Genomic DNA, 21,231 nt, shown 5'->3' on the forward strand with positions numbered 1-21,231 from the left:
GCGGCCTGTTTTTAGTCTAGTCCGCTTAGCGGACAATCATGTTTTTTTTATTCCAATTCCAGTAACAAAACCGATTGTGCTTCAATCGTAAATTCATAGTTTAAATCTACCGCTTTTCCAGACAAAACATCTTTACCTAATTTGAAATCTTTTATATTTTCCTGAAAACGTTTTGGATTGACGGCACTTGAAGTCAAATTATTATTTACAACAACCATAACCGTTTTACTATCGGTATATCTAAAATAAACATAGACATTGTTTTCCGGGATATAATGCGTCATTTTCCCAAAATGTACCGCTTCATTCGTTTTGCGCCATTGGAATAATTTTGATGTAAAATCAAAAAATTGTTGCTGTTCAGCTGTTCTTCCTTTTTGAGTAAAAGCGTTATTACTGTCGCCATTCCAACCTCCGGGAAAATCCAGACGAATAGCTCCATCGCCTTCATTTTTATTTCCTGCCATAGCAATTTCGGAACCATAATACAACTGTGGAATTCCACGGACAGTAGCAATCAGAGCCATTGCCATTTGGTATTTTTTGAAATCTTTTTTATAGATTTCGTTAAAACGTTGGGTATCATGATTTTCGACAAAAGTCAAGATATTGTTTGGATTGGGGTACAGAAAATCATTGGTAAAATTATCATAGATTCGCATAAGTCCTTTGTCCCAATCCGCCTGATTTTCGTTGAAAGCTACAGATGTTGCATTGTGTAAAGTAAAATCCATTACACTTGGCAAATAGGAATTGTAGTTTTGAATAGCGCCCAGTTTACTGTCTTTTTGCCAATACGCCATTTGTGCCTGATCGTGCATCCAGACTTCGCCCACAATATTAAAATTAGGGTATTCGTCAGTGATGGCTTTGGTCCATTTTGAAATTCCAATTTTATCATTATACGAATAGGTATCTACCCGGAATCCATCCAAATCAGCATATTCTATCCACCAAATGGCATTTTGAATCAAATAATTTAGCACTAAAGGATTCGACTGGTTCAAGTCGGGCATTGATTTTACAAACCAGCCGTCCATACACATTTTTGCATCAATTTTGGAAGCATTGGTGTCAAATTGCGTCGCCATACGATAATTGGTTTGGGCATAACCCGGAAATTGATGAATCCAATCGTAAGTTGGCAAATCATTTAGCATCCAATGTTTTGCTCCCCAATGATTCGTCACATAATCCATGATGAGTTTCATGTCTCTTTTGTGCAATTCGGCAGTCAATTTCAGGTAATCCTCATTGGTTCCATAACGCGGATCTATTTTATAAACATCCGATTGTCCGTATCCATGATAGGAACCCTGGGGGTCATTGTCTTCGCAAAGTGGTGTTGGCCAAAGTGCCGTTGCACCCAATTCCTGAATATAATCCAAATTTTGAATTATTCCTTCGATATCGCCTCCATGTCTTCCGCTCGGATTGTTTCGATTTGCTGTTTCGGCTAGTGATTTTTGGCTGTCGTTTTTCGGATTTCCATTGGCAAAACGATCGGGCATTATCAGGTAAATCATGTCCGAAGCATCGTAACTTTTGCGTGAAGCGGAATTTTCCTTACGCTGTTTTAAGGTGTATTTCTTAGTAAAGATTACTTTTTTATTTTTCGAAAATGAAAAAACAATTTCCTGTGCAGCAATTCCTTTGGTATCAATGGTTATAAAAAGATAATTAGGATTTTCTGTTTTTTGGATGGATTTAATAGAAATTCCATTGGAAACAGTTACTTCATTTTCAGCAATGTTTTTGCCATAAAATAAAATCTGCAGTTCGGGATTGTGCATTCCGGCATACCAAAACGGAGGCTCTACTCTTTGTATTTGAGCAATAGTGTTTAATGAAAACAAAAGCAATAACAGCGTGACTGCTTTTACTATTTTCGATTTTTTATTATATCCTTTAAGATTCATATTTGCAGTGATTAATTAGTTTTAAAACTCCAAACCTGACCTATAGTCTCCCCTCCTTTATTATCCTTAACGACTACTTTCCAGTAATAACTGGTAGCCGCCTGCAACGTTGTACTTGTCCATGAAGTAGTCGAAATATTAGTTGCTACTTTTGTAGTGGGTGTGGATGTTGTTCCAAAATAAACATCATAAACCAGCACGTCACTAGTATCGACATCGGATGCAGTCCATTTAAGAGTTGCAGTAGTTGTGTTTACAAAAGAACTGAGTTCCGGTTGCACAATCTGCGGTAAAAATGGCGTATGATTAGCTACGGCATCAGCCTCGGTATAAAAACTATAGGTAGCCGAATAATTACTCGAGGCATTTTTACTATCTGTTGCTTTTACTCTCCAATAATAAGCAACTCCTTTATTCAATGTAAAGGATTGATAGGTTGAAGAACCTTCGGTCGTTTTTACAATTTGTGCAAACTGATTATCGGTGGCAATTTGAATTTGATAAGTAAGCGGATTTTTTTCGGCATCTGTTGATAGATTCCATTCGAAACTTACTGCATTATTAATACACAATTGATTATTAGCCGGTAAAGTCAATGTAGGCACAGTAGGTGCTGTATTTGTAACTTCTTCATCAGATGAAGAATCACCTCCACCACATGAAAACAACATGTATGAAGCTATTAGAAGGATATAAATATTCTTTTTCATGTTATTCTTTTATAATAGTTATACTTACAGGATTTTCCAGCTCAACTTTAGCGAAATACACTGCCGAAGCCAATTTCCCTAAATTCATTTGCACCATTTGATTTACAATTGGATAAGTGGTATTAGAAATTAATTGCCCTCCTATAGAATACAAAGCAATGTTGACTTCTTTTTTAGAAGTAGGAACTGCAATAGTTAAAATATCCTGAACTGGATTAGGATAAGCCATAACATTGCCCAAGTTATCGGCAATGTTTTGCATATACACCCCTTCGCAAGGAACTGCTGTTTTTACTTCTAAAACATCTCCTTTTTGAACCTCAACCGAAAAAGCAGTTTCATTTGTTTCAAATTGAGTAACGCCATTCACCACCACTTGATAAGGTGCTGTTCCCTCGGCGATTTCAATTGCCAATTTGTTCGAAGAAAGTGTCGATTTTCCAACCAAAGTTCCACCTGCATTGATAGTGATTGAAAAACATTGTTCGAAAGTTTTACCTGTAATGCTTACGCAAATAGGATAAGTTCCTGGAGCCAAATTGGAAACCGTCAAACTATTATTTACAAAATTGTAATTCGTTCCATTGATATTGGCAACATAATTATACGATTGAAGTGCTGTAATACTAATTTGCCCATTTTTTTTATTGGCACAAGTTTCTGATTTAGCCTCAACCGTAAAATTATCCGAAGGCAAAGCAAAAGGAACATTGGCTGCAAATGCGGGTTTGTTCCCGTAAATTCGATATTGACCAGCCGGAATGGCAATTGGGTCATTGACATTAGTTACATTCCACACCGAATTATCCATCAAATTGTACCATTCGCCCGTATAAGGAAATCCAGTTGCAACATTTTGGGTATTCACATCAAAATTGCCCAAAATCACCACATCTTTCAAAGTATTAGCAGGTAATGAAGCATCTGAAATTTTGATGTTTTTAGTTAAGGAACTACTGTTAGCCATTGTTACAGTTCCTAAGAAAACGGGTTCTTCCGTTTTTAACTTAATCATTCTTGCCCAATCTGAATAAATTTTATAGCGATTATCATTGGCTAACCAGTTATTCGTCCATTGTGGTTGTGGCTTGGTTGACAATTTACAATCACCCGAGGTGGCATCCGATTCGGTATTTACTGTTCCATTATCACAGCTATAAATAGAATTTTCGAAACCTAATTCTCCAAAATGCCAAATCATTTTTGGCCCCGGAACCAACAAGGAAACCGCTCCAATGGCCGACATTCTGGACAAAGCTGTATTTAAGTTTTTGACATTATGAGAAGCATTAGTTGCATTGCCGTATTGCAAATTTTTATACATCAAACGTTCTTCGTCATGACTTTCAGCAAATCCCATCAATCGGTTCTTAGTAAATCCTCTGCTACTGCTGTTCATTCGGGCAATATTTGAGGTATATCCCATTGACAATTCGTTGTACTCGTTTGTCATTTTTCCCCATAACATAATCCCTTTACTTGGCGATTCAGCAATTCGATAATTAGCCCATTGTTGTTCCTCGGCATCGGTTCCAAGATGTTCAAAAATAGTGTAATGGGTAGGGTCCAAACTCCAGGAATAATCGGCATAGGATTTTAAAACATCTACACGATCCTGCTGATACGCATTGGTACAACTTTCATCAGAAGCGGTACAATTTTGAGTAAAACCTTTGGTCAAATCCCAACGAAATCCATCAATATGATATTCCTGAATCCATTGTTTAATTACTCTTTTTACATAATACTGCGTTAAGGCTTGTTGATGATTAAAATCTTCACCAACATTGTAGGTATGTTTAGCAACGGTATTGAAATAAGGATTTTCGGTAGTAGGCGAACCAAAACCATCGCCATCAGGGTCGTTCATCCACATACGCACCATAGGATTGCGACCAAAAGCATGATTTAATGCCACATCCAGAATAACTGCAATTCCATTTTGGTGACACAAATCGATAAACTCTTTTAACTTGTCCGAAGGTCCGTAAAACTTATCCAATGCCATATGAAAAGAGGTATTATAACCCCAGCTTTCGTTCCCTTCAAATTCCATAACCGGCATTAATTCGATGGCGTTAATTTTTAATTTTTTGAAATAATCGATGCGATTAATTAAATCCTGAAAGTTGCGATGTGAATCAAAGTCACGTACTAATACTTCGTAAACGACTAATTTTTCCTTTTCTGGTTTTGTAAAATTAGTCACTTGCCAATTGTAAGCCGTTTGTCCTGTTTTTAAAACCGTTACTTCAAAATTTTGTCCCGCAGGATATACGGGCATATTAGGATAAGTAGTACTTGGAATTCCCGAATCATCATAAGGCGAAAGCACCAAAGTAGAATAAGGATCGGCAATTTTGACCATCGTTGGCGAATTAGTCAATGGGGTTTGATCAACCACCCAATATTGGTAGGTATAATTCGTTCCGGAAGTCAGCCCGCTTAATTCCAACCAAAATTTTCCCGTTGTGGGATCTTTTTTCATGGCATAAGCCGAAGTAGGCTGCCAATTATTAAAACTTCCAGCGACATACACAAAGTCTTTCCCCGGAGCATTCAAAACTAAAGTTGCCTTAGAATTATCGGTAGTATTATAATTAATTCCATCCTCCAAAGCAGTAGTCATTGCTTCCAAAACAGTATTCGGATTAATAATAACTGTAAATTTCTTAGTTATAACAGTTGCTCCCTGCGTGACTTGCAATTCATAATTTTGATTAGCGGTAATTCCCGAATGTGTATAAGAAAAAGAAGCGGTACTGCTGTTAGAATTTAGCGTTGTTCCATTAGCTTTTAAAACATAGGCAGCATTCCCACCAGTATTAGTGGCCGAAACAGTAAAATTAGACCCCGAAGTTACAATTGTGGTGCTGTTTTCTGACGGAGCAGTGAGTGTCAATTGAAAACCACCCACTTCTGCAAAAATATCCTGCGATTTTTTATCTCCGGTTCCATTTTTGGCTTTTATTAAAAACCCAATTTTACCCAATGCTGTAGCATTATAATAAGTAGCCGGCGTTATGGTTTTTGTATAGGTGTCGGTTGCGGCGTTGTAGGTAAATTTACTCGCTTCGGAAGAAGCCTCCCAAGTTCCGTTATCCGGAGTTCCTTTGGCAGTAGTATCATCAAGACCAAAAGCCCAAGCCCACATATACAGGGCATTTCCAGTGACACCCCAGCTAGATTCGTTAATACTATTTCCGTTTATAGTTATAGTAATTGCTGTAGTTTCTTCAAAAATAGCAGGACTTACTGAATAAGTCACTGTTTGCTGTTGGGCAAAAGCTATAATTGAAAAAAAACTACAAATAAGAAGTAGTGTTTTTTTCATGATAGTTGGTTTAGGAAAAAAAAGGCTATCTGATGATAGATAGCCTTTTCATTATTTCATTAATTTATTGCTGATTAGGAATCATCAGATAACTTCCGTCTAAATCATTAAAATAGACTTTGTATTTTGATTTGGCTACCGGAATATCTCCGCCACCAGTTCCGTTTCCAGGATATCCTGAAAAAGCTTTATCACCTCCCCAGTTTACATCCCAGGCATTGTTAGCTCTAAACTTAGCTTTACCGTCAAATAAGCTGATTGTAAGTGTCCAGATATGAGGGTCAAAAGTAGATTGAACCATATCAGTATCATCGTTCCATCCTGCTTCAGTTCCTGTTCTTGAAGACCCTATTAATCCAATGGTTGCATGCACGGTTGCTGCCGAAGCATCATAAGGATTCAAAGTATAAGTCAAGGTTTGGGTATCTATTGCAAAAGTATAATAGCCCGCTGTTGGGATGTTGAAACTTGCAGGGTCGCCATCGGCATCTGTAGCTCTGTACGCTAAGTTTCCTCCTGCACCTCCATACATAGGAGCCCATTTCCCTAAAGTTGAAATTACTTTGAAATAACCCGCTTTGAAATAACCGGTATATTTATATAATTTAGGGTTTACTCCGCTTCTAAACAGCGGTTGGTTTCCTTTATTATTATCCCATCCCGCAACTGTAGCATCACCTACCAGATACCAGTCGGTAAACGGATAAGTTACTAATCCGGAATAAGCAGTAATACTGATGGTAATAGTTTCTTCCGTTTCCATTGCTGTACTTCCGGAAACATTGCATTTTACCTTTACATCAAACAACTTAGCTGTTCCTGGAACTGCCCCCAATTCGATTGCGGCCTGATTTAGCGTTTTAACACTAATGGATGCCTGACTAATATCACTTGTACTTGCTAATGTTTGAGCATTGGCAAAATCGCCATCTTTTACATCCATCAGTAATGAATAACTAACTACTACATCATGAGAATATGCTGCTGGATTCCATTTGAACAAATCGGCTTCATCCTCAGCATTTTCTTCGGTAAGTACAAATGTTTTTCCTGTTACAGGTAAGGTCATTTCGGGAGCTGAAACACTCTCAAGAATTGGTCTATTGTCAACATCATCAGCGTTACATGAAACTGCTAAGATGCTAATCAACGCGATTATAATTTTATATATATTTTTCAATTGTATCATTATTTATAAATTAAAAAATTAGTTTACGTAGCCTGTATTTTGTTCCAATGTTGGATTTGCCTGAATAATTCGGGAAGGAATTGGCATTAAATCTCTATAAGATTCGGTTGCAGAACCATTTGCTGTTCCGCCTTTCCATTGCCAGATTTTACTTCCTCCGGTGAATTTTCCAAAACGAATCAAATCGGTTCTTCTATGGCATTCCCAGAATAATTCTCTTCCTCTTTCATCTAAAATAAAATCAAGAGTTAAGTCGGATGCACTTATTGATGCAGCATCAGCTCTGTCTCTCAGTTGGTTGATATAACCCACAGCTGTCGCAATATTTCCTGAAGATGCTCCTCTAACAGTTGCTTCGGCATACATTAAATACACATCAGATAATCGATACATTGGAAAATCAGTATCCGGAATATCATTTCTTTGGGCAGCAGAACCATCCGCTTTTTTGTTGATGTATTTAGTAACCGCATATCCATTTGTAAAAGTTCCCACATTAGCAATATCCAGTGTTTGTCCATCAGTATAAAAAGTACCTCGTTTATCAGCAGTGGCAGTAGCATCCGGGAAAAGCTGTACAAGCTCTTTACGGGTTCTGATTCCCTGCCATCCTCCGTCCATACCTCTGGAAGCAGCATCCATACTTCCTCCAATAGAGGCATGTAGAATAAAACTCATACCACCACCAGTAGCTCTAATGGCATTTCCGTCACTTACAATTGGAAAAATAAATTCGTTTTGAGCACCATTCGTATTATTATCAGCAGAGAATAAATAACGATAAGGAACATTCGCAAAAGTATATCCGGAATTGTTGATGATGTCAGCACATACAGTACCTGCCTCATTAAATCTTTCGGTTCCTGTATAAACTTTAGAATTCAAATAAATTTGTGCCAATAAAAATTTAGCTGCCGTTTTATCTACTCTACCATATTCATTTGTTCTTGAAGCCGCAAGACTATTATCTAAGTCTTTTAATTCTGATTCGATAAAAGCAAAGACTTCGGCTCTGGTTTTTTGTTCCGGATAGAAAAACCCAACAGGATCATTCTCAGTTGTGATAGGTACATTTCCGAATAAATCCATCAAATTGTAGTAGGAGAAAGCTCTTAAAAAACGAGCCTCGGCTCTAAAAGTGGCAATTTCAGCTTTTAAGCTTGCATCAACACCTCTGCTGTTTAATTTCTCATCGGTTGTTTGTCTTAAAAATTCATTCGCCACACTAATTTGATAGAAAGCTCTTGAAAAAGTTCCTGCTAAAAACTCATTGGCAGGAGACCAGTTTTGAGTGTTTAATGTAGGTAAAGTTCCGTCGGCCCAGGCAATAATAGCTTCGTCAGTAGGGAATTCCTGCACTACAAAAAGCAGTCTTAAATAACTACTGAAATCACCTCCAATTCCGGCAATATCTGCTGATCCGTCTCCATCATTTCCTCCTACATACAAACCCGCATATAGCTTAGCCAATACTTGTTTGTAAGATTCAGGATTTTCAAAAAACGTTTCCGATAAAAATTCATCGTCATCTTTTGGAGTTACTTCTAAGTCGTTGGTACACGAAGTAAGCGCCATATTTAACCCTAAAATCAATAGGAAAAAATAAGATATATTTTTAAATGCTATTTTCATTTTATTTCTTTTTAAAAATTTGTTTTTCAGTTCACTTATTAGAAATTCGCATTAACACCAAACAAGAAAGTTCTTGCTCTCGGATATACATTATTATCAATTCCGTTGAATTTCTCCGGGTCTAAACCGTTGTATTTTGTAAGTACAAGAACGTTTTGAACTCCCGCTGTAAATCGTACTGAAGCCGCTTTAAATAGTTTTTTATCAAAGGAGTATCCCAGAGTGATGTTGTCCAATTTTATAAAAGAAGCATCTTTTACATAATAGTCAGATAAGTATCTGGAAGTACCGTTATCTTCAAAAGTGAAACCTGTATTCAGGTAATCGGTACTTACGTTTGATAAATCGGTTTGTCTTCTTAAACCTGCATCCGAATAGCCCAAATTAGAACTCACGTTATCAAAAATATAGTTGCCTAAACTGGCTCTCCAGTTCATGGTAAAGTCAAAATTTTTGTAGTTTACAGTTGAGAATAAACCAAATGTATAGTCAGGTGCCGGTTTGTTAGCTCTATAACGATCGCCATCATTTAATGTTCCATCATTATTTCGATCAACATAAGCTCCTGCAATTGGTTTTTTGTTAGCATCATATAATTGTTCATAAACAAAAAATGAATTAGGTGTAAATCCTACCGAGTTAATTTGGATTTTATTTCCACCACCACCAGCGATATTATCTCCTGTAAAATAACCTTGGAAACCAGGAACGGTTATTCCTAATTGGTCAATTTTTTGATCGATATAAGTGGTGTTGAAAGCCAAGTTCCAGGTCAGATTATCATTTTTAATAATATCCGACTGAATATTAAATTCAACTCCTTTGGTTCTCACGCTACCAATATTAAAGAAACCTTGATTTCTAATATTCGCTCCGTCAGGAACTGCAATTTCAGCTAATAAATCAGTCGATTTTTTATCAAAATAATTGATAGATCCTGTAATTCTGTCGTTAAAGAAACCATAATCAATACCTACGTTAGTCTCGGCCAATTCTTCCCATTTAATATTTTCATTATAACCTTCCGGTCTGGCAGTTGAATAAACTGTGTTTCCAAAAATATACTGTGAGCTTATAGTACCCAGTGTAACTCTTTGTAAGTAATCATACTGAGCCGAAATGTCCTGTTGTCCTGTTGTTCCATAACCTACTCTTAATTTCAAGCTTGATAAAGTTTCATTGTCTTTTAAGAAAGATTCTTCGGCAACATTCCATGCAAAAGCAGCTCCTGAGAAATTACCCCATCGGTTAGCTTCAGAAAAACGGGAAGTTCCGTCTCGTCTATAGTTTAATGTCAATAAATAACGGCTGTCATACCCTAAATTCAAACGTCCAAAATAAGATTGAAGATTGATATTCGGATCAGTAATAACATCTTCTTTAGGATTTGGCTGTCTGGTTTCTCCGGATTCGTATTTTTCTTTTTGGAATAATTGGTAGTTATAACCCGCCGTAGCATCAATTTTAAACTTGCCTACATCTTTAGTGTAATTAAAGTAGGTATTTAAGTTTTTATTTTGAAGCATATCAGTATAACTGGAGTAATTTCCTAAATTGACCCAGTTTCCTGAGCTAAAAGCATTCGGCTGAAATCCTAAAGGACTTTGCGTACTTACTTCGGTATATCCTTTGCTATCAAATCTATCAATACCTGCTTCAGCAACTACTCTTAAATCTTCAAAGAAATGCAATTTATAATCCAATCTAACATTTCCCCATTTTCGGGTAGAAGTAGCTCTTCTTTCATCCTGATTTAGTCTTGATACAGGATTTCTTGCTGGTAATAAAGGTAAATTTCCATTAGGTTCTAACCATTCAAAATAACCACCATAACGAGAATTGGCATCATAAACCGGCTGTGTTGGATCAAAACCAATGGCGCTTCCAATTACAGCTCCTTCATCCTGAAATTGATTTTTACCGAAAGACATATTTCCGCTAATATCAATTCTTAAATGATTATCAAATAAAACAGGATTCAAAGAGATAGAAGTTGTAGTTCTTTCAAAAGAAGTATTTCTTAAAAGCCCTGAATTATCAACATTTCCCACAGATAAACGTATTGGTAATTTATTAAACAAAGCACCACTTACGGAGATGTTGTTATTCATTGTCAATGAGGTATGGAAAATTTCATCCTGCCAATTCGTATTTGCTGTTCCTAATAAAGCTTTTTGAGCATCAGAACCTTTCTCATTTACTAAAGCCCGAAACTGATCAGCACTTAAAACATCCACTTGATTGGCCACAGTATTAACACCTAACTGAGAACTAAAGTTTACTTTCACGCCGCCTTTTGTTCCTTTTTTAGTAGTAATTACAATTACCCCATTGGCTGCACGCGAACCGTAAATTGCCGCTGCAGAAGCATCTTTCAAAACAGTAAAAGATTCAATGTCATTTGGATCAATTGTAGAAAGAATACTGGTAGCACCGCTTGGCACTGCATTACTCAACGGAAGTCCGTCCAATACAATTAAAGGCTCATTCGACGCTGATAAAGACGAACCGCCACGGATTCTAATGTCTGCTTTTGCACCAGGAGCTCCTCCGCCAGTTACATTAACCCCCGAAATACGACCGCTAATTAAACTTTCCGGAGTTACATTGACTCCTTTATTAAATTCTTTAGCAGAGATTTGGGATACTGAACCCGTTGCGTCTTTTTTCTTCACCGTACCATAACCCACCTGTACTACTACTTCTTTTAATTCGCTAAAATCTTCGGTTAGTACTACTCTAAGATCTTGTCCATTAGCGGGTACTTCTTTTGAAGTAAATCCAATAAAAGAAAATTGCAATACAGCAGAGTTGCCTGATAGCGGTAAAGTAAATGCGCCATTTACATCTGTTATTGTACCAATAGTTGTTCCTTTGATTAATACACTTGCCCCAATTAGCGGTTCTCCTTTTTGATCTACAACAAGACCGGAAATCTTTTTAGTTGCAGTTTGGGCAACTAGGTTTGGTACAATAAATAGCATGTTACATAATAGTAAAATGTAATACATACTGTTTTTCATTTTGACCATAATTTTTTGTTTTTGGTTGTTAATAATTTTGGTTTTACAAAATCGTTAATGTGTTTTAGTTTGTAGTTTAGAAACAGTATTTCGATTTCGATAATGTAAAATTAGATGGATTTAACAGCCTCAATTTTAACAACAATAAAAATGTAGTTAAATGAGTGGTTTTTTTATTGTAAACACCCTAAAAATCAGTAGTTTGTGCTTTTTTTGTATTTAAAAAAAAGTAGTGAATATGTAGTTAAAAAACCGAGTTTTAGTTGTTTTTTTGCCCTTTTAGTAAATAGTTGAATTAATGAGTAAATAATTGTATATTAAACAATTATTTCTTTAATTAATTATAAAAAATACAATTTAAGTTACGAATAAATATATTCTTAATAAAATTTTTAGTCAAAAAAATAACTTGAAAAAATGCGGTATAACAGTTATATAATGGCAGAGAGTTCCTTTTTGAGGATGATTAATTTTAAAGCCAAATGATGCCTTGAGTTCAATAAGTTAGCAATAGCCTGATGATGCAACAGTTCTTTTATTGGATGAATTGTTGCGCTATTATGAATACATTTAATAAAGTTTCTGAATTTGATTCAGTATAAATTTTTGGTGTAAACCAAATTTATGCAGGTTTATTCTTGTCTTTTTTAGGATTTTAGTATTAAAATAGAGTGATAAAAAAACGGCAATCCAAAAATAAATTTCAGATTGCCGCTTGTTTAGATATGGGTTTTATTATTCGCTCAGGGCATTCCAGCCACGCGCTTTTAATGGAATTTTAGTGTTGGCTCTGGTTACAAGGTGAATTCCTTCGCTTTCTTCGGTCATGTGACCAATGATAGAGAAGTTAGGATTTCCTTTGATTTTGTCAAAATCTTCAATCGGAATAGTAAAGAGTAATTCGTAATCTTCGCCGCCGTTGATGGCTACTGTAGTGCTGTCAATATCAAATTCTTCACACACATTGATAAATTGCGGGTCTAATGGTAGTTTGTCTTCGTATAAATTACATCCCACTTTTGACTGTTTGCATAAATGAATAATCTCTGATGATAATCCATCTGAAATATCAATCATTGAAGTTGGTTTTATTTCTAAAGCATGTAATAAAGTACGGACATCTTTTCGTGCTTCAGGTTTTAACTGGCGTTCAATTAAATAAGTATATAATTCTAAATCAGGTTGCGAATTTGGATTTACCTGGAAAACCTGTTTTTCTCTTTCTAAAACCTGTAATCCCATATAAGCTGCTCCAATATCGCCAGTAACAACTAATAAATTAGTAGGCTTAGCACCATTTCTATAGACGATTTCTTCTTCATCAGCTTCGCCTAAAACAGTAATACTGATGATTAATCCTTTTTGTGAAGAAGTAGTGTCACCGCCAATAACATCCACTTTGTACTCATTGGCCGCCAATGTAATTCCGTGGAATAATTCTTCTAAAGCCTCTAGTGGAAAACGATTCGAAACCGCAATCGAAACCGTAATTTGAGTGGCTTTGGCATTCATGGCACAAATGTCTGACACATTCGATACTACGGCTTTGTAGCCTAAATGCTTCAACGGCATATAAGCCAGGTCAAAATGAACACCTTCAACCATAATATCAGTAGAAACCACTACTTTTTTGTCTTTAAAATCTAGAACAGCCGCATCATCACCAATTCCTTTTAAGGTAGAAGCCTGATTGATTTCAAAATTTTTAGTCAAATGGTCTATCAATCCAAATTCGCCCAATTGAGCAATGCTGGTACGTTGTGGGTTTTTATCTTCAATCATAGTTTGTAAGTTTCAAAGCTGCAAAGATACAATCCCGAAGCTTCGGGAGCAAAGGTTTTGACCAATTAAAAAATCTATTTGGAGGAATAATAGCTTGTATTATTTTTTTCGAAAAAAATAAAAATACTACTGACAAACTGTTGTCACCAGCTGTATCTACTTTTGAAGAAGTAAAAAATTAAAACTTTAAAATTATGAAAACACAAGCAGCACAAGTAATTACTCCCGAAGATTTATTGCAACATTGGCAAGGACACCGCGCCTTGACACGTCGTGTAATTGAAATATTTCCCGAGAAAGACTTCTTCGAATTTTCAATTGGCGGAATGAGACCTTTTTCAAAACTAGCAGATGAACTTTTAGCTATTGCAGCGCCTGCTATGAAAGGAATTGTAAATAGAGAAGTTCAGCCTTATAATGAAGAAGGAAGAGAAAAATTAATTTTCAAAGCCCAATATCTGCAAAAATGGGATGAAGCTACTGCTGAAATTAATAAATATTGGCAACAATTATCTATTGAGGATTTTAATGAAACCTTTAATTTGTTTGGTCAATATGAGTTCCCAATCATTCAGAACATTCTATATTTTATTGATAATGAAGTGCACCATCGCGGTCAGGCTTATGTGTATCTGCGTGCTTTGGGAATCGAACCTCCTTTTTTCTGGGAAAGATAAAAATTGATTTTCACCATTAAGAGATTAAGAAAAATTTAGACTTAACTCATCTTAATCTCTTAATGGTTTATAAATAAAACATTAGATGAATTTCGTTTTAGGATCTTTTTTATAAAAGTCGTTGTTTGTTTATTTCCAGTAATTCCAGAATTCTGGTTTTCAATCCTTCTGGTTCTAATATGGTGGCGTAATCGCCAAACATCAAGTACCAACGCGAAAATCCTTCCAAGGTAGCACAAGACATAAAAGTCATTTCGATTTTGTTGTTGATTTTCTTTTCAGAAACAAAGCCGTGGTACTTTCGTTCAGAGCTTAAATATTTGGCAATTTTTTTATCTACAAGAATTCGAATTTTAGTAGTCGGAATATTTTTGCTTTTATCCAAATAGGTTTCTAAAGCCTCATGCTCTATCGAGAAAGGAATTGCTGTTTTCTTAATTCCGTGTACCCGATCAGTTCTAAATTGACGGTAATCCTTTCGCAAATGACAATAGCCTAGCATGTACCAATTATTGTTGTCGTGAAAAACACCAACAGGCTCAATATGTCGCATCGTAATTCCATCGGCATCAATGGCTTCATACGAAAGAATTACTTGCGTTTTCTCGGCGATGCTTTCAAAAATGGTGGCTAAAGTATTCGGTGATTTATCGTTAAAAAGTTTCTCCGATGTTTGCATCAAAACATTCGATTCAATACTGGAAACCCAATCTTTATCATCACTTCGAAGTACGGCTTTTAGTTTGTACATCGCCGAAGCATAATGATTGCCAAGAGTCACATCCGTAAATTTCTGCATTAATTTTTCGGCAGCAATAAAGCTACTGGCTTCTTCTCTCGTAAACATTACCGGCGGCAATCGATAACCTTCCATTAAAGCATAACCAACACCTGCCTCACTATAAATAGGAACTCCTGAAGCTTCTAAGGTGCGAATGTCACGATAAATGGTTCGTAAACTCACCTCAAACCGATTCGCCAATTCCTGTGCTTTTACAATCTTTTTGGATTGCAATTGAATCAAAATGGCTACAATGCGGTCAAATCGTTTTGGAGATTCATCAAACATGAGTATGATTTTTTACTTCAAAGATACAGTTTTGCTGTTTTTGGAAATTGAATTAAAACAAAAAACCTGACAATTTTCATCATCAGGTTTTCTCTATATCCTATAAAAAACTAGTCATTCAGTTTAAGAACCGCCATAAACGCCTTTTGTAGAATATCTAATTTTCAAGTAAAATTAAATCTAACTCTTCAACGCTTTTAAATCCTTTATCTGAAGTAATTAATGGGATTTGAAAAATAATACTTGTTGAGGCAATTATTGCATCGGGAAGTTTTATAGAATACTTCTGCTTTAATTTGATAGTTTGAAGTTTTATGTCTTCACTAAAATTGAAAACAAAGCTGTCTTTTAATAAACCTTTTAAGGATTTTTCATCTTGTTTAGAAATGTTTTTATGACCTAGAAGTTCTATTTCTGAAATAAAAGAAATACCAAAATTATAATTCAAAAAGGGTTCTATAAAAGGCTTTCCTTCGTGTAAATAAATCAGAAAATTAGTGTCGGCTAAAAAGTCAATCTTCATTTTTTCTTGTTTCCAATTGATATTCTAATCCGTCAATATTTCGTTTTAGTTTCCCAAAATGTTTAGAAAGGTTACCTTTTTTAGAAGCAGATTTCTCTTTCTTTTCTAAAATAGAATCAATTTCTTTTTTGGTGTTTTTCTTTTTTATAATTAAGACCATAACTAAAATTTTTATTAAAGTTAAGAAATTTAATTGACCTAAATAAAAAACCTGACAATTTTCATCATCAGGTTCTCTCTATATTCTTTGTTCTTTCTTCTATTTTCTAGAAAAAAACTAGTCATTCAATTTCAAAACAGCCATAAATGCTTCTTGTGGAATTTCAACATTTCCTACCTGACGCATACGTTTTTTACCTTTTTTCTGTTTTTCCAATAATTTACGCTTACGCGAAATATCTCCACCATAACATTTGGCAGTAACGTCTTTACGAAGTGCTTTAATAGTTTCACGAGCGATAATTTTTGCTCCAATTGCCGCTTGAATAGGAATGTCAAATTGCTGTCTCGGAATCAACTCACGCAATTTTTCAGTCATTTTTTTACCAATGTTATAGGCGTTGTCTTCGTGAATCAAAGCGGAAAGTGCATCTACATTTTGTCCGTTTAACAATACGTCCAGTTTAACCAATTTTGAAGTTCGCATTCCAATAGGAGAATAATCAAAAGAAGCATATCCTTTAGAAACGGTTTTTAAACGGTCGTAGAAATCAAATACAATTTCGGCCAATGGCATATCAAAATTCAATTCAACTCTTTCAGTCGTCAAATAAGTTTGATTAGTAATTAATCCACGTTTTTCGATACACAAACTCATTACGTTTCCAACAAAATCGGCTTTAGTAATGATGGTTGCTTTAATATAAGGTTCTTCTACTCTGTCCAGTTTTGATGGTTCCGGTAAGTCAGAAGGATTGTTTACAATTAAAATGGTATCCGGTTCTTTTTTAGTGAACGCATGATAAGAAACGTTAGGAACTGTAGTAATTACAGTCATGTCAAATTCACGCTCTAAACGTTCCTGAATAATTTCCATGTGCAACATTCCTAAGAATCCGCAACGGAAACCAAAGCCTAAAGCTGCCGAACTTTCCGGAGTAAATACAAGCGAAGCATCGTTCAATTGTAATTTTTCCATAGAAGAACGCAAATCTTCGTAGTCCTCAGTATCTACAGGGTAAATTCCGGCAAAAACCATTGGTTTTACATCCTCAAAACCAGTAATCATATTGGTAGTTGGAACTTTTGCATCAGTAATAGTATCACCTACTTTTACTTCTTTGGCTTCTTTAATTCCCGAAATTAAATAACCTACGTCACCAGTTGAAATTACATTTTTAGGAACTTGATTTAATTTTAAAGTTCCCACTTCGTCAGCAAAATATTCATTGCCGGTAGCCATGAATTTGATTTTCTGACCTTTTTTAATCTCACCATTTACCACACGGAAAATAACTTCGATTCCGCGGAACGGATTGTAATGAGAATCGAAAATTAAAGCTTGTAATGGTTCTTCAGGATTTCCTTTTGGAGCAGGAATTTTTTCGATAATGGCAGCTAAAATATTTTCAACACCAAAACCGGTTTTTCCCGATGCATGAATAATATCTTCCAGTTTACATCCCAATAAATCAATAATGTCGTCACTTACTTCCTCAGGATTGGCAGATGGTAAATCTACTTTATTCAAAACCGGAATAATTTCCAGGTCGTTTTCTAAAGCTAAATATAAGTTCGAAATGGTTTGTGCCTGAATACTTTGTGCAGCATCCACAATCAAAAGTGCGCCTTCACAAGCTGCAATCGAACGGGAAACTTCGTACGAAAAATCTACGTGTCCCGGAGTGTCAATCAGGTTTAGGATATATTCTTCGCCCTTGTATTTGTATTCCATTTGGATGGCATGACTCTTAATGGTAATCCCACGTTCACGCTCCAAATCCATGTTGTCCAGTAATTGCGCTTTTTCTTCTCGAGCCGTAACGGTTTGTGTAGCAGCAAGAAGTCTGTCAGCAAGTGTACTTTTTCCGTGGTCAATATGTGCAATAATGCAAAAATTTCTTATTTTTTTCATTTTGTCTAAATATCAATATTGTAAATCCTACTGAATTGTAAATAGGAGTTTAGGAGTTTCGTTCTACAAAAAGATTCCGTTTCAACTACTAACTTAACCCAAAAAACCAGTCGATTAATCTGCAAATATACGCTAAATTCCCTAGCTTCAAAGCTTATAATTTATAAACTAAAAGCTTTATAATTAAGTCTTTCCTAATTCTTCTTTTATCTTTTCATCTAAAAAGTGTAATTTTGCAGCAAATTTCAGAAGATGATTAAGATAGGCAACATAGAATTACCCGATTTTCCACTTTTACTTGCACCTATGGAGGACGTGAGCGATCCGCCATTTCGTAGATTGTGTAAAATGCACGGAGCCGATATGATGTACTCTGAATTTATTTCTTCTGAAGGTTTGATTCGTGATGCCATTAAAAGCCGAATGAAATTAGACATCTTCGATTACGAACGTCCGGTAGGAATCCAGATTTTTGGTGGTGATGAAGAAGCGATGGCATTGTCATCAAAAATTGTAACAACAGTAAATCCGGATTTAATTGACATCAACTTTGGTTGTCCGGTTAAAAAAGTGGTTTGTAAAGGTGCTGGTGCTGGAGTATTGAAAGATGTTGATTTGATGGTGCGTTTGACAAAAGCCGTAATTGATAGTACTAATCTTCCTGTAACGGTAAAAACCCGTTTGGGTTGGGATGATAATTCGATTAATATTGATGAAGTTGCCGAACGTTTACAGGATATTGGTGTGCAGGCTTTGAGTATTCATGCGAGAACTCGTGCTCAAATGTACAAAGGCCATTCGGATTGGTCACACATTGCAAGAGTAAAAAACAACCCTAGAATTACTATGCCAATTTTTGGGAACGGCGATATCGACAGTCCTGAGAAAGCATTGCATTATAAAAATGAATACGGTATTGACGGTATCATGATTGGTCGTGCTGCTATTGGTTATCCTTGGATTTTTAACGAAATAAAACACTATTTCAAAACAGGAGAGCATTTGGCAAAACCTACTGTTGCTGATAGGGTGGAAGCAGTGCGTAACCATTTAACCTGGGCTATGGATTGGAAAGGAGAGCGATTAGGAATTGTTGAAACCCGTCCTCATTATACTAATTATTTCAAAGGAATCCATTCGTTTAAAAGCTACAAACAAAAATTAGTGACCTTAGATCATCCGGAGGAATTATATGCTGTCTTGAATGAGATTGAGGAAGCATATTCAGGTTATGAGTTGGTGTAAAAAAAGCAATTGTACTTTTTTTCTTTCAATTAGTTTTTAATACTATATTTACAAGACATTAAAACAATGTTTTGAAATAGATTATGGAAAATCAACAAGCAAAAAAGTATATCAAAATATTTGGGAGAATTATTTCTTGGATTTTCCTTATTTCTGTTTTGTGTAGAATCTTTTTGAGAGATTATTATGCAAGAGAAGATCATGATTCTGTTTTCTTAATCTTGTTTTGTTTAGGAATAGTCTATTTGATACTTCTATTTAAATTTGATAAAGAGAGATTTATTGAAGAGGTAAAACCTAGAGTTAGCCAAATAAAAAAATACTGGCCAGAATTATTGGTATTTGTACTAATGGGGGTTTTTATCTTTTTTTATAATAGAAACCTAAATTGAATCTTTATCTAATCCAATAACTTTTCACTCACACGACTACTTGCAATTAACGAAGCGATAAATCCAAGAGTAATAATTGTAGCCATTACTATTAAAACATTTTCGATAGAGAAAACAACAGGATAAGCAAGGGTTGGAGTAATCATAATCCACTCAAAATGTTGTTGTAATAACACAATTATAATTCCTATAGCGAGTCCAATAAGTCCGCCGAAAAAGCTCAATAAAGTACCTTGCAATAAAAATATTTTACGCAAATTTTTGATTTCAGTTCCCAGATTAAAGAGGGTTTTCAGGTTTCCTTTTTTGTCAAGAATCATCATAATTAATGCTCCAATCAGGTTGAAAAGGGCAACAATAATCACAAGGGTAAATATTAAATACACGGCAATATTTTCGGTATTCAACATTTTGTATAAGGATTCATTGAGTTGCGCTCTGTTTTTAACAGTTACTTTTCCTTTAAAGATAGTGTTTAGTTTTTCGATGATAGCGTTTTCATCAACATTAGGCTTTTCTTTAAGTTCAATTCCCGAAATTTGATTGGGTTTGTATTCCAGTAATTCCTGAGCCAAATCTAAATTGGCAAAAACATATTTGGAATCTAAATCTTCATTAATGGCGTAAATCCCTATCGGGAAAATCTCCGATGAATTAAATGCCTCTTCGGCATTTTCTATGTTTCCTTTACCGGCTTTTGGAACTAAAACTTCCAAATGTTTATTGAAGTCGAGTAGTCCTAACGAAAGTTTTTGAACCAGACCAAAACCTACAACTACCTGATAAGTATTGTCTTCAAGCCATTGACCGTTGTAAATAATTTTATTGACGTTGTTGACTTTGCTGTAGTTAGAATCAACTCCTTTGAGGTAAGTTACTTCCTGTTTGTTGTCAAAAGTAAATAAAACGCGTTCCTCGATAATTTTAGAATAAAAAACAACGCCATCAATTTTTTTGATTTGTTCTTCCTGATTAGGTGTGACAAAAAACGATTTTCCTAAGGTGCTGGTTATTTTTAAATCAGGATCAATATCATTGCTAAACGAAAGGCTAAAAACTTTCAGTCCGCTAAAAACCGATAATACCACAAACAAAGCCATCGCGCCAACAATGATTCCCATGCTCGCAATGCGATTAATAATGTTAATGGCATTGTTTTTACTGTTGCTACGAATGTAGCGTTTGGCTATGTATAGTGGGAAATTCAATTGCTAGAACTGTCTTCTTTTTTCTAATAAATCTCTGTTTTCAATAGGGTTTTCCTGGTTTTTTAGTGCATTGTCAATTTTTTCGATGTAATCCAAAGAATCATCAATAAAGAAAACCAAATTAGGAACTCTGCGTAATTGTTTACGAACTCTTTGTGCTAAATCATGCTTAATTAAGGTCGTATTCGATTTAATTCCGTCCAATGTTTCTTGTGCTTTTTCCTGAGGAAAAATACTTAAATATACTGTAGCCACAGATAAATCAGTAGTCACCGACACTTTGGATACCGAAATAACCAAATTGCTAACGCCATTTTTTCTCACTTCACCTTGCAAAATATCCACCAAATCTTTTTGGATAACTCCGCCTATTTTTTTCTGTCTGTTTGTTTCCATACTGCAAAAATACTACTTTTAAGCATTAAAAATGCAATTTTATAGTTTCTGATTTTTA

General features: G+C 35.3%; 15 protein-coding genes. 2 read left to right on the forward strand and 13 right to left on the reverse strand.

The annotated features are described in order from the left end of the window. Positions 1 to 47: 47 nt before the first annotated feature. The 7 genes from BIW12_RS07435 to thiL form a co-directional block, all read right to left on the reverse strand. A complete protein-coding gene (locus BIW12_RS07435; RefSeq protein WP_071184542.1) occupies positions 48 to 1,919 on the reverse strand; it encodes a glycoside hydrolase family 13 protein in 1,872 nt (623 codons plus the stop codon). A gap of 11 nt (positions 1,920 to 1,930) precedes the next feature. Then, on the reverse strand, positions 1,931 to 2,629 hold the full coding sequence (locus tag BIW12_RS07440) for a glycoside hydrolase family 78 protein (RefSeq protein WP_083382066.1): 699 nt from the start codon (positions 2,627 to 2,629) through the stop codon (positions 1,931 to 1,933). A 1-nt stretch (position 2,630) separates the two neighbouring features. Beyond that, on the reverse strand, positions 2,631 to 5,963 hold the full coding sequence (locus tag BIW12_RS07445; protein ID WP_083382067.1) for an alpha-amylase family glycosyl hydrolase: 3,333 nt from the start codon (positions 5,961 to 5,963) through the stop codon (positions 2,631 to 2,633). A 64-nt stretch (positions 5,964 to 6,027) separates the two neighbouring features. Continuing rightward, positions 6,028 to 7,143, reverse strand: a complete 1,116-nt coding sequence (locus BIW12_RS07450; protein WP_071186212.1) for a SusE domain-containing protein — start codon at positions 7,141 to 7,143, stop codon at positions 6,028 to 6,030. Positions 7,144 to 7,170: 27 nt separating this feature from the next. Beyond that, positions 7,171 to 8,784 carry a RagB/SusD family nutrient uptake outer membrane protein gene (locus BIW12_RS07455; protein WP_071184544.1) on the reverse strand — a complete coding sequence of 538 codons (1,614 nt, stop codon included), beginning with the start codon at positions 8,782 to 8,784 and terminating at the stop codon, positions 7,171 to 7,173. A 38-nt stretch (positions 8,785 to 8,822) separates the two neighbouring features. Beyond that, on the reverse strand, positions 8,823 to 11,807 hold the full coding sequence (locus BIW12_RS07460) for a SusC/RagA family TonB-linked outer membrane protein (protein ID WP_232227179.1): 2,985 nt from the start codon (positions 11,805 to 11,807) through the stop codon (positions 8,823 to 8,825). A gap of 735 nt (positions 11,808 to 12,542) precedes the next feature. Then, complete coding sequence (gene thiL, locus BIW12_RS07465) at positions 12,543 to 13,589, reverse strand: thiamine-phosphate kinase (protein WP_071184545.1); 1,047 nt, start codon at positions 13,587 to 13,589, stop codon at positions 12,543 to 12,545. A 194-nt stretch (positions 13,590 to 13,783) separates the two neighbouring features. Here thiL and BIW12_RS07470 point away from each other — a divergent pair, with 194 nt between their 5' ends. Beyond that, positions 13,784 to 14,266: a DinB family protein gene (locus tag BIW12_RS07470; protein ID WP_071184546.1), complete on the forward strand. Its 483-nt coding sequence runs from the start codon at positions 13,784 to 13,786 to the stop codon at positions 14,264 to 14,266. A gap of 109 nt (positions 14,267 to 14,375) precedes the next feature. Here BIW12_RS07470 and BIW12_RS07475 read toward each other — a convergent pair whose 3' ends face one another. The 4 genes from BIW12_RS07475 to lepA all read right to left on the reverse strand — a co-directional run bounded on the left by BIW12_RS07475 (position 14,376) and on the right by lepA (position 17,932). Further along, entirely contained in the window at positions 14,376 to 15,335 is a 960-nt protein-coding gene (locus BIW12_RS07475; protein ID WP_071184547.1) for a helix-turn-helix transcriptional regulator, read from the reverse strand. Positions 15,336 to 15,492: 157 nt separating this feature from the next. Beyond that, positions 15,493 to 15,858: a type II toxin-antitoxin system VapC family toxin gene (locus tag BIW12_RS07480; protein ID WP_071184548.1), complete on the reverse strand. Its 366-nt coding sequence runs from the start codon at positions 15,856 to 15,858 to the stop codon at positions 15,493 to 15,495. Then, positions 15,848 to 16,018, reverse strand: coding sequence for a hypothetical protein (locus BIW12_RS16315; RefSeq protein WP_157499507.1), 171 nt, complete (start codon positions 16,016 to 16,018; stop codon positions 15,848 to 15,850). The genes BIW12_RS07480 and BIW12_RS16315 overlap by 11 nt, the downstream gene beginning before the upstream one ends. 117 nt (positions 16,019 to 16,135) lie before the next feature. Further along, a complete protein-coding gene (gene lepA, locus BIW12_RS07485) occupies positions 16,136 to 17,932 on the reverse strand; it encodes a translation elongation factor 4 (protein WP_071184549.1) in 1,797 nt (598 codons plus the stop codon). Between the two features lie 252 nt (positions 17,933 to 18,184). Between lepA and dusB the strand changes: the two genes are divergently transcribed. Further along, complete coding sequence (gene dusB, locus BIW12_RS07490) at positions 18,185 to 19,177, forward strand: tRNA dihydrouridine synthase DusB (RefSeq protein WP_071184550.1); 993 nt, start codon at positions 18,185 to 18,187, stop codon at positions 19,175 to 19,177. A 400-nt stretch (positions 19,178 to 19,577) separates the two neighbouring features. On the opposite strand, the gene BIW12_RS07500 is transcribed toward dusB, so the two are convergent. Both BIW12_RS07500 and rbfA read right to left on the reverse strand, forming a co-directional pair. Beyond that, positions 19,578 to 20,777, reverse strand: coding sequence for an ABC transporter permease (locus BIW12_RS07500; protein WP_071184552.1), 1,200 nt, complete (start codon positions 20,775 to 20,777; stop codon positions 19,578 to 19,580). Between the two features lie 3 nt (positions 20,778 to 20,780). Next, complete coding sequence (gene rbfA / locus BIW12_RS07505; RefSeq protein ID WP_071184553.1) at positions 20,781 to 21,173, reverse strand: 30S ribosome-binding factor RbfA; 393 nt, start codon at positions 21,171 to 21,173, stop codon at positions 20,781 to 20,783. Positions 21,174 to 21,231 lie beyond the last annotated feature (58 nt).

The sequence above is a fragment of the Flavobacterium commune genome (genome assembly GCF_001857965.1).
Classification (GTDB): Bacteria; Bacteroidota; Bacteroidia; order Flavobacteriales; family Flavobacteriaceae; genus Flavobacterium; species Flavobacterium commune.